The 1972-nt window shown below is 29.7% G+C and carries 2 protein-coding genes and 2 pseudogenes; all 4 read left to right on the top strand.

Annotated features, from left to right (window positions below; translation table 11 throughout):
• Positions 1-112, top strand: a pseudogene (locus ASE40_RS22560) (transposase); the annotation flags it as partial.
• Positions 113-380: 268 nt separating this feature from the next.
• Positions 381-878: a hypothetical protein gene (locus tag ASE40_RS01520; RefSeq protein WP_057115048.1), complete on the top strand. Its 498-nt coding sequence runs from the start codon at positions 381-383 to the stop codon at positions 876-878.
• Between the two features lie 355 nt (positions 879-1233).
• The gene (locus tag ASE40_RS01510) at positions 1234-1704 is read left to right on the top strand and encodes a hypothetical protein (RefSeq protein WP_057115046.1); all 471 of its coding nucleotides are present in this window, start codon (positions 1234-1236) and stop codon (positions 1702-1704) included.
• 148 nt (positions 1705-1852) lie between these two features.
• Positions 1853-1972: pseudogene (locus ASE40_RS22220) on the top strand (transposase); the annotation flags it as partial.

Here is a 1972-nt window from a genome sequence, read left to right as displayed (position 1 = left end):
TCCCATAAAAGATAAAACTGTCAGTTCGGCTGAAGATTATTATTTTAGTTCGGCAAGGAATTATACTGGCTTAGAAAATGATTTAGATGTTGTTTTGTTAAATCTGTTTTGAAAAAAATCTATAGCCTTCCAAAAAAAACATCAACGAAAATTAATTTTTTTTGAGTTGCATTGCGTCCAACCAATCTTTGCGAGCACGGATTGCAAATCCGCGCTAACGATCGAGGGTAAATCTGCGCGATCGGGTTTAAGATATTTAGATAATGACCCTATAATTAAGAATTTAATTTTAAACAAATTAAATGATCCTAATTATTTTTATAAAAACTTAAGGAATACCCCAAATTATTTTATACTAATTAACGAATAAAACTATAATAATGAGTGAAGTACTAATAAAGAGAAAAGACAAATCTTTTTGGATTAATCCAAATTTTATTCAATTGGTAAGTCAATATGTCTGCCAAGTTTTTGAAGCAAACGGACTACATAAATATTCTCAAGAAGTTCAAGACATGTATATTGATTTTGATTTAAATAGAACAGGAGAATGTTTAAGTTTTGTAAGTATAGTATTTGATGATATAACCAACGATACAGATAAAGCAACAATTATTGAAATATTTAACCAAACTAAAACATTAATTCAATCTTTAGGAAATGAAATTTCAGTTACTAGTCTTAATGAATTTGAAAATGCTAAAAAAGATCCGTCATTTAAATTGATGAATTGGTCCATCCCTGTAAAAACAACAAGTTTAGTAAATCTATTAAACTTATTTATTGATTTATTAAACGATACCTATCCAAATGTATTAGGAAATGTAAATTTCGTTGGCTATCAACTCGTTTCAAATCCAAATATCGAAATTATATAACAACGATAGCGCGGATTTGTAATCCGTACCCGCAAAGATTGGTTTGTTTTCTTTGTAAGTGTAAAAAAGCGCATTAATTTGTGTGACTTTTATTTTAATGATTTGTTTTGTGTATAACTGTTGCGGGCACGGATTGCAAATCCGCGCGAACGATTGAGAGTAAATCTGCGCGAACGGGTAATAAATTTGTTATTGAAATAGAATCTACACTATATACTTGTACATCATGTCAAAAATTTTTACAGGCGGCAAAAATATATGCCAATTCAGAAAATAAGATTTTAGAAATTAAATTTATTGCTCATCGAGACGCAATTAGAATGGACAATGTTAAAAATATGATAAACGAATAATCATGAATATAGAAAAACTCACTTATTTAAGAGATAATCCCATACATTACGGAAAAACATTTAATTTTCCAATAAAACCAATTTCTATTGAAGAAATAGAAGATTTAGAACAACTTTATAATAATGGTAATCTATTCCCACAAGCACTTAGAGAATTATTGTATCTTGCGGGTAACGATTGTTATGTCTTAGACTATGCAGGTAATAATCAAGAAGAGTTACAAACAGAAGTTAGAGAATGGCTATCAAATTATAATAAAAGCATAACAAGACCATTTTTTGCTATTGATGCTCACAATCCTGGTGAACAATTTTTATATGTTTATTTAGATGAAGGTGATAACCCTATAGTTTACCAAGCTCATTTACCAACCAGAAATGATATTTTGCCTTTTACAAGTCTAAAAAGGACTTTATCTGATTTCATCAAGGTACATGTTGATATGGTAAAAAAAGGATACAATCCCTTCTAAATAAAACCCGACCCGATAGCGCAGATCTATCTGCGCAACGATAGCGCGGATTTGCAATCCGTGCCGGCAAAGTAATTCCTTCAATATCCAAAAAAAATAAAAAGTACAGTTTTACATTTTACTTTTTATTTTTATAGGAAAAAAGACAGTGTCAACAAAATATAAAGCAACAACGACTGAGGAAGCCTATTTTATAACTATAACAGTTGTAGGATGGATAGATATCTTTACAAGACTAAGCCAGAAAAACGTTTTAATAAATGCTTTA

Origin of the sequence: Flavobacterium sp. Root935 (genome assembly GCF_001429295.1) — a bacterium.
Classification (GTDB): domain Bacteria; phylum Bacteroidota; class Bacteroidia; order Flavobacteriales; family Flavobacteriaceae; genus Flavobacterium.
Note: the sequence above shows the minus strand (reverse complement) of the source record. Positions and strands in the feature narration are given on the sequence as shown.